Source organism: Flavobacterium sp. CLA17 (assembly GCF_013112255.2).
GTDB classification, from domain to species: Bacteria; Bacteroidota; Bacteroidia; order Flavobacteriales; family Flavobacteriaceae; genus Flavobacterium; species Flavobacterium circumlabens.
The window spans coordinates 2,246,772-2,262,151 of the sequence record NZ_CP068294.1 but is presented as its reverse complement, the minus strand read 5'-3'; the positions used below and the strand labels follow the sequence as shown (position 1 = coordinate 2,262,151).

Below are 15,380 nucleotides of genomic sequence, written 5' to 3'. Positions count from 1 at the left end.
TTTAAATTCATATACAATGAAAACAATCACTATAAAAGAACAATTGAATTCGTATTTCATGTTCGCCGTATTATTTTTCTCTTTTTTATTTTCAACAACTATTGCCAGTGCACAAAATGCGCCGACTGTAAAAAATGTAGTTTTAGTACATGGCGCTTTCGCGGATGGTTCAGGCTGGAGAGGATTATATGATATTTTATCGAAAAAAGGATATCATGTAACCATCGTTCAAAACCCGCTTTCTTCCCTTGAAGACGATGTAAGAGCAACAAATCTAGCACTTGACAAACAAGACGGACCAACTATTTTAGTAGGACATTCCTGGGGTGGAACCGTAATCACAGAAGCCGGAAATCATCCAAAAGTTGTGGCTTTAGTGTATGTGGCAGCTTTACAGCCTGATAATGGTGAAAACTCTGTACAATGGCTGCAAACTGCACCTCCGGCTCCGGAAAATGGTGTTTTAGCTCCGGACGACAAAGGAATTGCGTATTATGATCAGGCAAAATTCCACGCAGGATTTGCAGGAGATCTTCCGAAAGACCTGTCTGATTTTATGTTTGCATCACAAGGAGCATTTTATGCTAAAGGTTTTGGAACGCCAATTACCAAAGCAGCCTGGAGAGACAAACCAGCTTACGGAATTGTGGCTACAGAAGATAAAAGTATCACTCCGGATATACAACGTACCATGTATAAACGTTCTAAAACAAAAATAACAGAAATAAAAGGAAGTCACGTAGTGTTTATTTCCCAGCCAAAAGCAGTTGCGGAAGTCATTATTAAAGCCTCAAAAGAAGTGGCAAAAAAATAAATCTCTTATTATAAAGGTGAATTAAACTCCGGCAATCTGTCGGAGTTTTTTTATTTGTATTCACAAAGCATTCCTGCGGCCTTTTTAGCCAGTCGCATCGTGTCGGCACTTCGTGTCACTTTACTGCGAATAATGGCTCCTTCAAAAAGCATCATAATCTGAACCGCCAGTTCCTGGTAGTCTGGTACATTAGCTTCTTCCAGAGTGGCTTCAATAAGCTGCTGGATTCCTGCCGTATAATGATCACAGCTGGCCTCAATTTCAGTGACCTTGTTGGCATATTCTGTTTTGGCATTCATTACAAAACAGCCATTGTATTGCCCTTCTTCTGCCCTTTCGATCAAAAAATCAAAAATACGCAATACCTTATCCACAGGCTGAGCTTTCGGATTACTGTTGATGTAACCCAAAATAACTTCTCTCATAAACGTGCGATAATAATCGATTGTGGCGAGAATCAGACCTTCTTTCGAACCAAAATGTTTGTATAAAGTACGTTTAGAAATTCCGGTTCCTTCCATAACGGTGTCCACACCAGTCGCATGGAAGCCGTTTTTGTAAAAAGTATCAAAAGCAAACTTTACCATTTCTTCCCGTTTCAAGGACTTCGCGGAGGTTTCTGAATTATTTTTCATTTTTTTATTCCTTTTCTTTTGCAAATGTAAACAGTTCTGTATACATTTACAAGTGTAAACAGATTAGTTTACATCATTTTTGAATTGAAACGAGTCAGAATAAAAAATTATTTAAAATAAAAAATCATGAAAACAAACAATGAATTAGGCACTGCGGTGGTAACCGGAGCATCATCAGGATTAGGAAAAGTATTTGCTGAGAAACTTGCAGCACGCGGTTACAATTTGAAATTGGTAGCGAGACGCGAAGAAAAATTAATTGAACTTGCCGAAAAACTGCGTTCGAAATATGGTGTAACCGTTACGAATTTAGTCGCAGATTTAAGTGCAACATCAGATTTGGAAAAAGTAGCCAACGACATTCAAAAGGATGCAAATATTACATTACTGATTAATAATGCCGGAACTTCTACCCTTGCCCCGATAGCGCAGACTTCTATCGAAAAACAAAAAGAAATGGTAGATGTAAACATTACTTCGCTAATGGTACTAACCCATGCAATTCTTCCGTCACTTATAGAACGTAATGCAGGAACCATTATTAATATTGGTTCGGTTTTAGGTGCTTTTACTTTGCCAATCAGCAGCGTTTACAGCGGTACAAAAGGTTTTGTGGTGCAATATACAAGAGGATTACAGGAAGAAGTAAAAGGAACCAATATCAAAGTTCAACTGGTGAATCCTTCTATTACAGCGACTGAAATCTGGGAAGTGGGCGGAGTACCATTATCAGCCTTGGATCAGGCCGCTATCATGACAACAGAAGATTGTGTGGACGCCGCTCTTGCCGGATTAGAAGCAGGTGAATTAGCCACTTTCCCATCGGTGCACAATCAGGAATTAATTGACACTTACGAAGATGCCCGCATCAAATTATTTACAGGTTCACAAAACGGAAAACCTGCTGAGCGTTATTTACAAAACTAATTCTTTCTTTTTCATATAAATTAAAACCGGAAGTGGGTCGCTTCCGGTTTTTTGTTTTTATTATATTTTTACAGATAAAATGCAGTTTATGATTCTCTTCTTTGTCATTTCGACGAAGGAGAAATCACATCCACAGCGTAACATCCTTTATGATTTAGCGCATGTGATTTCTCCTTCGTCGAAATGAACTATTACGGAATGTTGGTTCAATAGTAAAAAACGCAATGATTATAAAACAAAAGAAAGTTTTAATATCTTCGAAAGACATAAATGAGAATTTCTGAACCGTCAAACAAAGTAAAAAGAAATTGTAAACAAAGTAATTTGTTGCTGTAAAAGTGATATTTGCAGACAGAAAACTATAATCACACTAATTTGTAAAACAAAAACATGAAAGTAATTATTACAGGCGCGACAGGAATGGTTGGCGAAGGTGTTTTATTAGAATGTCTGGACAACTATGCGGTTAAAAAAGTATTGATGATCAACCGTAAACCATCCGCTATAAAACATCCGAAATTGCAAGAATTAATTGTCCTGGATTTCATGCAATTAAGCCGATATGCGGATGTTCTTCAAGATTACGATGCCTGTTTTTACTGTGCCGGTGTAAGTTCCGTGGGAATGAATGAAATAAAATACACCTATGTCACTTACGATACCACTTTGGCTTTTGCCAGAGCATTATCAGAAATTAATCCCAATATGGTTTTTAATTTTGTGACCGGAAGCCACACCGATACTTCTGAAAACGGAAAAATAATGTGGGCCCGCGTAAAAGGAAAAACCGAAAATGATCTGATGAAATTACCTTTCAGGGGACAGTATAATTTCCGTCCGGGATTTATGAGACCTTTTAAGGAACAGAAAAATGTAAAAACTTTTTTCAAAATTATGATTCCGCTTTTCCCGGTTTTATTTCCTAAAAAATCCCTGACTTTAAAAGATGTCGGTCAGGCGATGATTAACACGGTAAAAGAAGGTTATCCGAAACAGATTCTGGAGATTGAGGATATTAAGGCTTTGGCGGAACTTTAGCTATTTTTTGGCTTCCCGATAGCTTTATTTAAACGCAATGCACGCAAAGTTTTTTTTATCATAGGAACCTTGTAAAACGCAACGATCGCAAAGCTATATCTATAATAACTTTGCGGCACGATAGCTATCGGGATGCACGATTAAAAATCTGTGAAAATCAGTGTAATCTGTGGCAAGAAAACTTTGCGAAAATAGCGTAAATCTTTTTTTAGCCACAGATTAAAGGATTAAAAGGATTGAAAAATCTGTGTAAATCTGTGTAAATCTGTGTAATCTGTGGCAGAAAAACTTTGCGAACATAGCATAAATCTTTTTTTTTTTAGCCACAGATTAAAAGATTAAAAGGATTGAAAAATCAGTGTAAATCTGTGTAATCTGTGGCAGAAAAACTTTGCGAACATTGCGTAGACACTTGCTCCCGCGGTTAGACTCCCACAACCTGTCAGATCAAACAAATATTTCGCCGATTGAATTTCGTCAATTATTTAATTTGTAATTTCGTTTTATCAAATTCAAAACAAATGCAAGCCAAAGCCCTCCTAAAAGAACACGTCTTAAAAATTGCGTCACTTACAGACGACGAATTTGATTATTTCTTTTCGCATTTTAAACCGGAAACTTTTAAAAAAGGGCAAAGCATTATTAGTGAAGGAGATATAGTCGACAAAGAATATTTTGTTATTGAGGGCTGCCTGAAAGCTTTTTTTGTCAATGACGAGGTCAAAATGTACATCCTGCAATTTGCCATGCCTACCTGGTGGGCCTCTGATTATGCAGCACTTTACAATAAAACAAAAGCGACCATAAACGTCGATTGTGTTTCGGATGCAGCAATACTTTCCCTTTCTAACAGTGACCGCGAAAAAATCTGCAGCGAACTGCATCAGGCAGAGCATTTTTTCAGATGGAGAACTAATAAAGGCTATGTCGCTGCGCAAAAAAGATTACTTTCTTTTATGAACAATGATACTAAAACCAGATATGAAGAACTTTTGGCACTCTACCCTGCGCTCTACAATACCGTACCCAAACATTTAATTGCCGCTTATCTGGGCGTTTCCCGGGAAACGTTAAGCCGATTGTATAATTCTTCCAAATAGCCTTTTTACGAATGTGATCTACATCACGTAATGAATTTTGAGAATCGCCATTCCTTTGTACTATAAATTAATAACAATTTAAAAATACAATATTATGGAAACTCAAAATTTTAAAATTGCAGGTACTCAAAGCAATGTAAACTGGACCGGTAAAAAAGTAACCGGAGCACACAATGGAACAATAGACATTCAGGAAGGTAACTTCACTTTCACGAACGGAGATCTTACCGGAGGAACTGTAGTGATAGACACTACTTCTATTGTAATTCTTGACGTAACTGATCCGGCAACGAACCAACAATTTGCAGGACACCTGGCTTCTGATGATTTTTTCTCAACAGAAAAATTCCACACCGCTTCTTTAGTTATCACTTCTGCAGCCCAACAATCTGCTACAAACTATTTTGTAGAAGGTAAACTGACCATCAAAGCCATTACACATCCGATTGGATTCAATTTAGAGGTAAAAACAAACGGAGACGAACTGAAAGCTTCCGGTAAAATTATCGTTGACCGTACCAAATATGATATGAAATTCCGCTCCGGAAATTTCTTCACTAATCTTGGAGACACACTGATCTACAATGAGTTTGAACTGGACGTAGACGTTACAGCTAAACTTGCTTAAATTCTGGAAATCATGCCGTACGTAAAAATAGAAGTCACACGCGAAGGCGTTACAAGAGAACAAAAACAACAGCTTATAGCCGGAATTACAAATCTTATAACTGATGTTTTAGATAAAGATCCAAGCCTTACACATATTGTCATTCAGGAAATAGAATTAGACGACTGGGGTTTTGCAGGAGAACAGGTTTCTGTCCTTCGTGAAAAAGGAATTACCGCACAGAAAAAATAATTAGTTACAAAAAAAATAAAAAGTATAATGAAAACAATAATAATAACCGGTGCTTCTACCGGAATCGGAAAATCAATCGCTCAGTTATTTCTGGAAAAAGGACATAATCTCGTGATCAACTCAGCGAATTCAGCTAACCTTGAAGCTACTTATCAGGAACTGGGAAATCCGGAGAAAGTAGCGATGGTAGCTGGAGATATTAGTCTTACTGCAACTGGAAGAAAACTGGTTGAAACTGCCATAGCCCGTTTTGGCGGTGTAGATGTACTGATTAATAATGCGGGAATCTTTGAACCAAAATCTTTTCTGGAAGTAGAAGAAAAAGATCTGGACCGTTTTTTAGGTATCAATCTTAAAGGAACATTTTTTACCAGTCAGTCGGCTGTAAAGCAAATGCTGCAGCAAGGTCAGGGTTCTATTATCAATATCGGAACAGTATTGGTAGATCACGCCATTGATGGTTTCCCGGCTACGGCTCCAATTTCGAGCAAAGGCGGTATTCACGCCCTTACCAGACAACTTGCCGCTGAATTCGGAAAAAACAATATCCGTGTCAATGCCATCGCTCCCGGTATTATCAGAAGCCCGCTACAGGCCAAAACCGGAGTAGACAATGCAGATACGTTAGCAGGTTTACACTTACTAAATCGTATCGGTGAAACCAGCGATGTGGCTGAATTGGCACTATATCTGGCCGAAAGTAATTTTGTTACCGGAGAAATTATTAATTTAGATGGCGGACACGTTGCCGGCCACAGTATACTTTAATTTTTTAATCCTTTAAACCTGTTGGGCGTAATTCAAAAACAGAAGTCGTAATCCATTACACCCAACCGGTTTATTTTAATCCAAAAATTATGGACAATTTTAGTACAAGTGCAGCTTTAATTACGGCACTAATTATGAATTACTTCAATGGTATTTACAAGGGTGATGCTGCTTTATTAGAAAAGACTTTTCACCCAAAAGCGTTAATCGTTGGAGACATTAAAGGAATGCCTTATTTTAAAACGCTGGATCAGTATCTGGAAGGCGTAAAAGGCCGTAAGAGTCCTCGCGAACTCGGAGAAAAATTCAACATGGAAATCGTATCTTTAGAAGTCATCAATAACACGGCTGTAGCTAAAGTGAAAGTTCCCATTTTTGAATATAACTATTATGATCAGCTGAGTTTTGCTGTTGTCGATGGCAAATGGGTGATTGTAAACAAACTACTAACTCATGTAAATTAAACATTGATGTGGAATTCAACTAAAATAACACAATTGCTAGGCATAGAATATCCTATTTTACAGGGTCCGATGGGCGCTGGTTTTTCAACTGCCGCTTTATTGGCTGCTGTCAGCAATGCCGGGGGATTAGGAAGCTATGGTGCCTATACGCTGACTCCCGAAGAAATTCTGGAAGCCGGAAAAGCCATAAAAGAACGGACCAATAAACCTTATAATATCAATTTATGGGTCAATGATGTGGATAAAACGCTTGTCAATTATCCACCTGAAAAAGTAGAAAAAATCAAACTGCTTTTTAAACCCTATTTTGATGAATTAGGGATTCCTTTACCTGATCTTTATGCTGATATTCCGTCGAAGTTTGAAAAACAAGTAGAGACTTTATTCGAAATTAAACCTGCTGTTTTCAGTTTTATTTTTGGAATTCCTTCGAAAGAAATCCTGAACGAAAGCCGAAGATTGGGCATCAAAACGGTTGGGGCGGCTACCACTTTAGAAGAAGCTCTTGCTCTGGAAGAAGCTCAGGTAGACGCTATTGTGGCCTCAGGATTTGAAGCCGGCGGACACAGACCTTCGTTTTTAAGACCTGCCCAGGATTCTTTTACGGGACTGTTTACCCTTTTGCAACAGCTAAAAGCGAAAACAAAAACGCCAATTATCGCAGCCGGTGGTATTATCGATGCGAAAGGTATTGCAGCCGCGATGACTTTGGGAGCCGATGCCGTACAATTAGGTACCGCCTTTATGGTAACAGAGGAATCAGGAGCAACACCACTTCACAAACAAGTACTGTTATCCGGTACAGCCAATCCAACTACCGTTTCGAAATCGCTTACGGGAAGAATGGGACGCCTGTTAAGCAACCGGATATCGGATGCTGTTCCTTTTGAGACAGAAGTTTTGCCTTTTCCATTACAGACCAAACTAATTGCACCTTTGAAAGCCGCCGCGCTGGCACAGGGAAAAACAGAAATGATCAGTTTCTGGTCCGGGCAAAATACAAGTGCCTTAAAACACCGTAATGCCAGCGAACTTATGCAGGCACTAATTACCGAAACCGGGGCATTGCTGTGAATGTTTTTTAACACAATCCCGATAGCCCCAAAGATTGCGTATTTTTTTTTCAGCCACTGATTAAAGGATTAAAACGATTAAAAATCTCTCTAAATCAAAGTAATCTGTGGAAAGAAAACTTTACGTCCCCGATAGCTCCAAAGATTGCGTAATCTTTTTTTTTCAGCCACAGATTAAAGGATTAAAATGATTAAAAAATCTCTCTAAATCAAAGTAATCTGTGGCAAGAAAACTTTGCGTCCCGATAGCTCCGAAGATTGCGTAATTTTTTTTTTCAGCCACAGATTATAAGGATTAAAATGATTAAAAAATCTCTCTAAATCAAAGTAATCTGCGGCAAGAAAACTTTTCGGTAAAGCTCCACAATAACTATTGTCTGTCTCGAAGTTCAATTCGTCCGGTTCGACATGATTTTACTGTTTTTTTTAATGCTTTAGTGACAATTTTGTTGCGTTAAATAACTTTAAAAACAATCTAAATGAAAAAAATCATCTTAATCGTAAGCTTTATACTGTCGGCTCTTTTCTTTTTGAGCTGTTTTATGTTTCCGGAATTATAATTTTAAATTCAAACTATAACCTGTTAATTGATCCTTTCTTGGAAGAAATTAACGGGTTATCGGTTTTCCAGCCAGCTTAAAAAAGCGGTTGCTTTTTCTTTTCCGATCAATAATTTTTCTTCTGTCGGAATCGTTAATTTGATGATCAGTTTGCGCGAAAAATAATGCTCCGCCTCCCTGATTGCAGAAAAATTGACCAGATATTGCCTGTTGATTCTGAAGAATTGGGTGGGCGATAATAATTTATGAACCTCGTCTAACGATTGTGTAATCTGATATTCATTTTTATCCAGCGTCATGATCGTTGGCGTTTCATATTTGATATAAAAAAACGCAATATTTTCAGTTTGTACTGTCTGGTATTTATTATTTTTAAAAACCAGAAAACTGCTTTTCCCTGTATTCTCGCCTGTCCGCGTCAGTAAATAATCGAAATCGGGCATCGCCTTTTTGTTACGCTGAAAAAAGTTTTTCAGTTCTCCTGCTTTTTTAATGGCCTGGGCAATACTTTCTCTCGAAAAAGGCTTTAGTACATAATCAATTCCGTTCGATTTGAATGCCTCAATCGCATAGTCATCAAAAGCGGTGCAAAAGATGACCGGTGACAGCACTTCAACATTTTTGAAAATTTCAAAACACTGACCATCCGCCAGCTGAATATCCATAAAAATAAGATCGGGCTGGTCGTTTTCCTGCAGGTAACTTACCGCACCGTCAATACTTTGTATGTACGACAAAATCTGCGCATCAGGCCTGATACTCAGAATAAGCTGGCCAAGCGCTTTGGCCGTTTTTACCTCGTCTTCAATTATTATGATAGTCATAGATCATGGGTATTTTTACTTTAAAAATAGTTTCATTTTTATCAATTTCAATCTCTTTATGGATTAAATGCTGGAAGCGCTGATTTATGTTATCCAATCCGACTCCGGTCGATAAAGCCCCTCTTTTCAGCTGAATCTGGTTTTCGACCACCAGGAAATCGCCTTCGCTGTATAATTTAATGACCAGTGGTTTATCCAGCGATACAATATTGTGTTTGATACAATTTTCGATCAGCAACTGCAGGGTAAAAGGCGGAACAGCTGAATCATATTGTTTCGGGTCTACTTCATTCACCAAAACAAATCCATCCTCAAATCGGGCTTTCAGCAGGTAAACATAGGAATCCAAAATCTGCAGTTCTTCCCGGAGCGGAATCAGGTCCATCTTTCTGCTTTCGAGTGTAAAGCGGTAAAAATCAGAAAGTTTTAAGATAAAATCAGAGCTCATCGGATCGTTGATATCGACCATTGATTTTAAAGTATTCAGGCTGTTAAACAAAAAATGCGGATTGACCTGTTGTTTCAGCAATTCGTATTGCGCGCCCAGGTTTACTGCTTTGGTAAGCTCCAGCTCCACGCCCAGCTGTTGCGTCTGATAGTTCTGGAAAAGCAAATGCAGGAACATATACACAATCAGGTTGATCAGAAGCCCTCTCAATTCGAACATGATCGGCGCATCCATTTTCGAAACCTCAAAAAGTTCCTGATGGGCAATCACCAATATCACCATCATGACGATACCTAAAAGTACGCTCAGCAAAAGCTTTCCGTTGAACAGGTTTTTGGAGGTGCGCTGTGATGAAAATTTCGGCAGGCTGTAAATGTTGTAATACCATATAAAAACCGAAAACAACAGCGTAATAGAGGAATTGATGACAATATCACCCGGTGTTGAAAAAGAATCAAATAATTTAGGTACCGAAGCCAGAACGGCCAGCGATATGGAACTTCCCCATATGACCTTTCCGGATACCTCAAAGCGTTTTTTCTGTTTTTCCATTGTCGTATAAATCATTAAAGCCTACCCAAAGGTAAGCTTATTTTGAAAATTTATTAGTGCTAAACTGATTTCTCACTTAGTTGTTTTCCGCTCTTGCAGCACCTAAAATCGCTCCGGAATTCAGATCCTGAACGAAACCAATTATTTCAAAATCTTTGGCCGTAAATTCTTTGGGTGCAGCAATAGTCGCAGTTCCGCTTCCGTTATTTTTTAAAGCAATACTGTGCAGCTTTTTTACAATCTGATAGTGTGACAAAATCCGATTGGCATTCTCTCCTCTTTTCACACTGCTTTTAGCTGATTTCTGTACCACGGCAAGGAGCAAAAGGCTGTTTTTTGAAATACCATTTACGTTATAGTTTACATTCAGTTTGTTATTGACCAGCGTTGTTTCCAAAGCTAATTCGGCAGTTGCAGGTTTAGAAAGCGCATTTTTAATTGCATTTCGTACTGCAGTTTCATCAGAACCGATATAATCTTTTTTACCGTTTACAATAACCTGAGGCGTATAAATGGGTTCTTTTCCCAGCCATTTGGCGTAATCGTATTGTCTTTTTGTATAGTCCGGATTACTGAAAATATCTTTCCAGCCCTGTCTGTCCCAATAATCAACGTGATACGACAGCACATACACCTGGGCGTCTTTATATTCATTTTGAATGCTCCCCATCAAGTCATCTGCCGGCGGACAACTGGAGCAGCCTTCGGAAGTAAATAACTCTAAAACGGCAATTCCTTTTGCAGTCTTTATATCCGGATTATTTTGGGCACAGCTTGTCATTCCGATTAATAACAATAAGGTTACAAAAATGGGTGCGGTTTTTATTTTTTTCATGATTTATGTATTAAATGTGAGTAAAAAGAAACCCCTTCGGTTGAAGAGGTTTCTTTTACGGATTTAAAGAATAGTAATTTCTACATTAATATTTCCTCTTGTCGCTTTAGAATACGGACAGGTTTTGTGCGCTTCGGCAGAAATTGCTTTTGCCACTTCAGGCTCTAATCCCGGAAGACTGATATTTAAACGGGCCTGTAAAGAATATTCTCCGGCCGTTACCCCCAAATCTACTTCGGTATCTACAGCCGTTTCTGCCGGCAGCTTGATATTCATTTTTCCGGCTGCAATTCCCATGGCGCCAATAAAGCAGGCCGACCATCCGGCAGCAAATAGCTGTTCCGGATTGGTTCCCGGTCTCGAAGAACCCGGAGAAGTCAGTTTCACATTCAGTTTATCATCTGAACTTCTGGAAGCCCCTTCGCGCCCTCCTGTTGTATGTGTTTTCCCGGTATAAAGAATTTTTTCCGGTTGTGGGATGTTTGAATTTTCCATGATTGTAATTTTTAAATTGTTTATTGTTTATTGTTTATGGTTTATTGTTTATCGTTGATTCTTGATTCTTTACTCTTGATTCTTTACTCTTGATTCTTTACTCTTTACTCTTTACTCTTTACTCTTTACTCTTTACTCTTTACTCTTTACTCTTTACTCTTTACTCCCAACTCCTAACTCTTCATTTCCCAAATCCGTCTGCATCAATAATAGCCTGTGCAAAAGCTTTCGGATCTTCCTGAGGTACATTATGTCCTATTCCTTTTAAGATTCGGTGTTCGTATTTCCCTTTAAATTTGTTCGCATACGCTTTTCCATCCGCGAAAGCGCCATCAAAATCACTTCCGATTGTAATTGCCGGAACTGTAATTTCAGGTCTAGCTGCTAATCGTTTTTCCAGGTTATCGTATTTAGATTCTCCCGCTTCAAGAGACTGACGCCATCTGTAATTGTGAATTACAATGGCCACATGATCCGGATTATCAAAAGATTGTGCCGTCTGATCGTAAGTTGCTTTATCGAAATTCCAGATTGGGGAAGCCAGTTTCCAGATCAGTTTATTGAATTCATAGGTATTTTGCGTGTATCCGGTTTTTCCTCTTTCCGTAGCAAAATAATACTGATACCACCAGCCGTATTCTGCTGTTGGAGGCAACGGTTTTAAGTTCGCTTCCAGATTTACCACAAGATATCCGCTTACCGAAACCAGTCCGTTTACACGTTCCGGCCAGAGCGCAGCTACCGCAACAGCTGTTCTCGCTCCCCAGTCAAAGCCGCCAATAGTAGCTTTTTTAATTTTAAGCGCATCCATCAAAGCAATCACATCAGTGGCCAAAGCAGCCTGCTGTCCGTTTCTGAAAGTAGCATCACTTAAAAAACGAGTCGTACCAAAACCTCTTAAATAAGGCGTAATCACCCGGTAGCCTTTCGCCACTAAAATCGGCACCACTTCCTGGTAACTGTGAATGTCATACGGCCATCCGTGAAGCAAAATGACCGGACTTCCCGTTGCAGGACCTGCTTCGGTATATCCCACGTTCAATAGTCCTGCATTGATTTGTTTTAAGGTGCCCAGTGAACGGCTTACTTCGATTGTATTGGTTTGTTTTTCTGTTTGTGCATTGCTAAAATTTACACTTAGCAAAAGGACTGCAATAAAAGCGATTTTGTTTCGTATAGTTTTCATATTCTTTTGATTTTTAAAGTATTGATTCGTTAATTTCTTTGTCAAAGATATCCTGACCCTCATCGTTTTACAATCAGAAAAAAGCTGAAGCGGACAAACTAGGGAGTGAATTGGACAATACTAAAATTTGAATTATTTTCTAAGTGATTTAAAAGCCGTACGAAGTTCTATGGTGAAAATTTGTGGCTCTTCCCATGAGGCAAAATGACCGCCTTTGTTTACTTCATTAAAATAACTCAGGTTTTTATAGGCTCTTTCCGCCCAGCTTTTGGGTGCCTGATAGATTTCTCCCGGAAATACGGTTATGGCAACCGGAATTTTGATATCCTGTGTTTTTTGTTCCACCACATTAAAGTTGTTGGTGTTGTTTTCCCAATACAATTGTGCGGATGAATTGGCCGTATTGGTAAACCAGTACAGGGAAATATTATCCAGCATTTCGTTTTTGGTCAGTGATTTTTCAGCATTTCCGCCACTGTACGTCCATTCGTTGAATTTATCCAGGAAAAACGAAGCCAGTCCAACCGGAGAATCTGTAAGTCCGTATCCTAGAGTCTGAGGGCGTGTGACCATCATTCCGGCATACCCTCCGCCTCTGGTGTACAATTTATTCAACGAAGCAAAAGCGGCTTTTTCCTTAACCGATAATCCTGCCGGTGCCGGATCTCCGTTTTTTAAGGCTTGGGCAACATCTGCCGGAACTGTGGCAGGCATATTCACATGAATTCCCAACAGTCCTTCCGGAGCCTGACGTGCCATGGCATCTGCAATTACAGAACCCCAGTCACCTCCTTGCGAAACATAATGTTTGTACCCCAGACGTTTCATTAAAACATCCCAGGCTGCACCAATTTTTTCAGGTCCCCAACCGGTTCCTGTTGGTTTTTCAGAGAAACCATAACCGGGCATGGACGGAATGACAAGATCAAAAGCATCTTCGGCTCTTCCTCCGTAAGCGGTAGGATCTGTTAAAGGTCCGATCACTTTTAAAAGTTCAAAGAAAGATCCCGGCCAGCCATGCGTAATGATTAACGGTAAGGCATTTTTATGTTTCGAACGAATGTGAATGAACTGAATGTCCAGGCCGTCTATGGTAGTTATAAATTGTGGCAATGCATTCAGTTTGGTTTCTGTTTGGTGCTAGTCGTAATCGGTTCCCCAGTATTTTACCAAACCCTGAATCTGGGCTAATTTTACTCCCTGTGACTGATCCGTCACGGTTTCCTGTGCCGGCCATCTGGTCGCATTGACACGGTTGCGAAGATCTGTAATGGCTTCTTCCGAAACACTGATGTGATACGGGCGAATGGCTTCTGAACCCTTTGTATTTTTTTGTTGTGCAAATCCTGTAGCAGCAATCAAAATAAGCGCGCCTGTCGCTATTACATTCGATAAGCTGCGTCTGGTGGTTGTATTTGTTTTCATCTTTTTTGATATTAAATTATGATTATCAGTTTATTTCTTTGTCAAAAGTATTTCGATAATCCACGTTTTAAAATCAGAAAAAAGCCCAAACGGACAAAGATCAGGTTGAAATGGACAGCTGGTATTTTAACCGCAATACCGATAGCCATCGGGACGTTAGGATTTCAAGGAATAGAAGTGATTAAAAAATTATAGCCACAGATTACACAGATTAACACGGATTCTAAAATCTATGTAAATCAAGGTAATCTGTGGCAAGAAAACTTTGCTACCTTTGCAGTTAAATTGCTAAAACCTGAGTTTTGAAAAAAATTTCATAACCGTAAAAAAACTGAATTTAGTATCTTTACGTCATGATCGAAATAGGAATAGACAGTTTTGCGTCGGCGATGTACGGCGATAACAACACACTTAGCAGTGTAGAGGCCATGGAGCAGCTGCTTCAGCGAATTGAGTTTGCCGATCAGGTCGGACTTGATGTTTTCGGAATTGGCGAACACCACAAAAAAGAATTTTTAGATTCGGCTACGGCTGTAATTCTGAGTGCTGCTGCAGCACGAACCAAACAAATCAGGCTTACGAGTGCCGTGAGCGTCCTGAGCGCCGCAGATCCGGTGCGGGTCTACCAAAGTTTTGCAACGCTGGATCTGATTTCCAAAGGAAGGGCTGAAATTGTCGTAGGCCGTGGGTCTTCGATTGAAGCCTATCCCCTTTTTGGTTTTGAACTGAACGATTACGATAAACTTTTCAAGGAAAAACTCGAACTGTTGCTGCAAGTCCGCGATAATGAATTTGTCACCTGGTCCGGAAAATTCCGTGCGCCTTTAAATAATTTACCCGTTTACCCGAGAGCGATACAGGAAAAATTACCTGTTTGGCTGGGTGTTGGCGGAAGCCCGGAATCGTTTGTCAGAGCCGGAATTTTAGGTTTACCCCTTATGGTGGCCGTGATTGGCGGACAAACGCACCGTTTTCGCCCTTTAATCGATTTGTACCGCGAAGCCGGGCAAGCCAACGGTTTCAAACCCGAAGAATTAAAAGTCGGTTTACATTCGCCCGGTTATGTTTCAGCTACCAATGAAAGTGCTGTAGCAGAATACTATCCCGGTTATGCCGAACTCTGGACCAAATTAGGACTGGAACGTGGCTGGCCGCCCGTAACCAAAGAAAAATTTGATTATCTGGCAGACGAAAAAGGAGTGCTCGTTCTTGGAAATCCGGAGCAGGTAGCCGAGAAAATCCTGCGTCACAGCGATGCACTGGGCGGAATCTCGAGATTTACTTTCCAAATGGATAATGCCGGACTTACGCACACACAATTGATGAACGCCATAGAACTTATAGGCACAAAAGTAAAACCTCTGATTCAGTAAGACA

The 15,380-nt window shown here is 39.6% G+C and carries 17 protein-coding genes and 1 pseudogene; 10 read left to right on the top strand and 8 right to left on the bottom strand.

Features of this window, described 5'->3' with window-relative positions; all coding sequences use genetic code 11:
* The first annotated feature begins 16 nt into the window (after positions 1–16).
* Positions 17–814, top strand: coding sequence for an alpha/beta hydrolase (locus tag HAV12_RS09675; RefSeq protein ID WP_197984783.1), 798 nt, complete (start codon positions 17–19; stop codon positions 812–814).
* A 50-nt stretch (positions 815–864) separates the two neighbouring features.
* Here HAV12_RS09675 and HAV12_RS09670 read toward each other — a convergent pair whose 3' ends face one another.
* On the bottom strand, positions 865–1,449 hold the full coding sequence (locus HAV12_RS09670; protein ID WP_171569457.1) for a TetR/AcrR family transcriptional regulator: 585 nt from the start codon (positions 1,447–1,449) through the stop codon (positions 865–867).
* Positions 1,450–1,575: 126 nt separating this feature from the next.
* Here HAV12_RS09670 and HAV12_RS09665 point away from each other — a divergent pair, with 126 nt between their 5' ends.
* From HAV12_RS09665 to HAV12_RS09630, 8 genes are all read left to right on the top strand, one after another.
* On the top strand, positions 1,576–2,376 hold the full coding sequence (locus HAV12_RS09665; RefSeq protein ID WP_171569456.1) for an SDR family oxidoreductase: 801 nt from the start codon (positions 1,576–1,578) through the stop codon (positions 2,374–2,376).
* 390 nt (positions 2,377–2,766) lie between these two features.
* On the top strand, positions 2,767–3,414 hold the full coding sequence (locus HAV12_RS09660) for an NAD-dependent epimerase/dehydratase family protein (protein WP_171569455.1): 648 nt from the start codon (positions 2,767–2,769) through the stop codon (positions 3,412–3,414).
* Between the two features lie 521 nt (positions 3,415–3,935).
* On the top strand, positions 3,936–4,514 hold the full coding sequence (locus tag HAV12_RS09655; protein WP_171569454.1) for a Crp/Fnr family transcriptional regulator: 579 nt from the start codon (positions 3,936–3,938) through the stop codon (positions 4,512–4,514).
* 94 nt (positions 4,515–4,608) lie between these two features.
* Positions 4,609–5,142 (top strand): YceI family protein, encoded by a 534-nt coding sequence (locus tag HAV12_RS09650; RefSeq protein WP_171569453.1) that lies wholly within the window; start codon positions 4,609–4,611, stop codon positions 5,140–5,142.
* Positions 5,143–5,154: 12 nt separating this feature from the next.
* Positions 5,155–5,373, top strand: a complete 219-nt coding sequence (locus tag HAV12_RS09645) for a 4-oxalocrotonate tautomerase family protein (RefSeq protein WP_132037078.1) — start codon at positions 5,155–5,157, stop codon at positions 5,371–5,373.
* Between the two features lie 27 nt (positions 5,374–5,400).
* Complete coding sequence (locus tag HAV12_RS09640) at positions 5,401–6,141, top strand: SDR family NAD(P)-dependent oxidoreductase (protein ID WP_171569452.1); 741 nt, start codon at positions 5,401–5,403, stop codon at positions 6,139–6,141.
* A gap of 89 nt (positions 6,142–6,230) precedes the next feature.
* The gene (locus HAV12_RS09635; RefSeq protein ID WP_171569451.1) at positions 6,231–6,605 is read left to right on the top strand and encodes a nuclear transport factor 2 family protein; all 375 of its coding nucleotides are present in this window, start codon (positions 6,231–6,233) and stop codon (positions 6,603–6,605) included.
* 6 nt (positions 6,606–6,611) lie between these two features.
* Entirely contained in the window at positions 6,612–7,679 is a 1,068-nt protein-coding gene (locus HAV12_RS09630; protein ID WP_171569450.1) for a nitronate monooxygenase family protein, read from the top strand.
* 615 nt (positions 7,680–8,294) lie between these two features.
* Here the strand turns inward: HAV12_RS09630 and HAV12_RS09625 are convergent.
* The 7 genes and pseudogenes from HAV12_RS09625 to HAV12_RS09595 form a co-directional block, all read right to left on the bottom strand.
* Entirely contained in the window at positions 8,295–9,062 is a 768-nt protein-coding gene (locus tag HAV12_RS09625) for a LytTR family DNA-binding domain-containing protein (RefSeq protein WP_154339587.1), read from the bottom strand.
* A complete protein-coding gene (locus HAV12_RS09620) occupies positions 9,043–10,062 on the bottom strand; it encodes a sensor histidine kinase (RefSeq protein WP_171569449.1) in 1,020 nt (339 codons plus the stop codon). Before HAV12_RS09620 ends, HAV12_RS09625 begins: the two co-directional genes overlap by 20 nt.
* 76 nt (positions 10,063–10,138) lie before the next feature.
* Positions 10,139–10,897: a thioredoxin family protein gene (locus tag HAV12_RS09615; protein WP_171569448.1), complete on the bottom strand. Its 759-nt coding sequence runs from the start codon at positions 10,895–10,897 to the stop codon at positions 10,139–10,141.
* A gap of 63 nt (positions 10,898–10,960) precedes the next feature.
* Positions 10,961–11,392 (bottom strand): organic hydroperoxide resistance protein, encoded by a 432-nt coding sequence (locus HAV12_RS09610; protein WP_197984782.1) that lies wholly within the window; start codon positions 11,390–11,392, stop codon positions 10,961–10,963.
* 181 nt (positions 11,393–11,573) lie between these two features.
* A complete protein-coding gene (locus HAV12_RS09605; RefSeq protein ID WP_171569447.1) occupies positions 11,574–12,578 on the bottom strand; it encodes an alpha/beta fold hydrolase in 1,005 nt (334 codons plus the stop codon).
* 132 nt (positions 12,579–12,710) lie between these two features.
* On the bottom strand, positions 12,711–13,562 hold the full coding sequence (locus HAV12_RS09600; protein WP_240345274.1) for an alpha/beta hydrolase: 852 nt from the start codon (positions 13,560–13,562) through the stop codon (positions 12,711–12,713).
* A gap of 69 nt (positions 13,563–13,631) precedes the next feature.
* Positions 13,632–14,003, bottom strand: a pseudogene (locus tag HAV12_RS09595) (epoxide hydrolase N-terminal domain-containing protein); the annotation flags it as partial.
* Between the two features lie 356 nt (positions 14,004–14,359).
* Here HAV12_RS09595 and HAV12_RS09590 point away from each other — a divergent pair.
* Positions 14,360–15,376 (top strand): LLM class flavin-dependent oxidoreductase, encoded by a 1,017-nt coding sequence (locus HAV12_RS09590; protein ID WP_171571658.1) that lies wholly within the window; start codon positions 14,360–14,362, stop codon positions 15,374–15,376.
* Positions 15,377–15,380 lie beyond the last annotated feature (4 nt).